This is a genomic window from Sphingobacterium sp. UBA7253 (genome assembly GCF_002472745.1).
In the GTDB taxonomy this organism is placed as follows: domain Bacteria; phylum Bacteroidota; class Bacteroidia; order Sphingobacteriales; family Sphingobacteriaceae; genus Sphingobacterium; species Sphingobacterium siyangense.
Window position 1 is genome coordinate 4,065 of sequence record NZ_DKSP01000180.1, and the last position, 247, is coordinate 4,311.

Genomic DNA, 247 nt, shown 5'->3' on the forward strand with positions numbered 1-247 from the left:
GAAACGACCTTGTTTACCTTTCAAAATATCAGATAAAGACTTCAATGCACGGTTACCTTCTGTCTTAACAGCGTTCACTTTACGTGAGTTGTCAAACAAAGAGTCTACCGCTTCTTGAAGCATACGTTTTTCGTTACGTAAGATTACTTCAGGAGCCTTGATTTCGATCAAACGTTTTAGACGGTTGTTACGGATAATCACACGACGATATAAGTCATTCAAATCCGAAGTCGCAAAACGACCACCA

1 protein-coding gene is annotated in these 247 nt (G+C 39.7%); it reads right to left on the bottom strand.

Annotation, left to right across the window (positions count from 1 at the left end; genetic code table 11):
- Window positions 1–247 (bottom strand): hypothetical protein (locus B2X72_RS18065; RefSeq protein WP_286850960.1); only part of this gene is annotated, 247 nt, incomplete at both ends.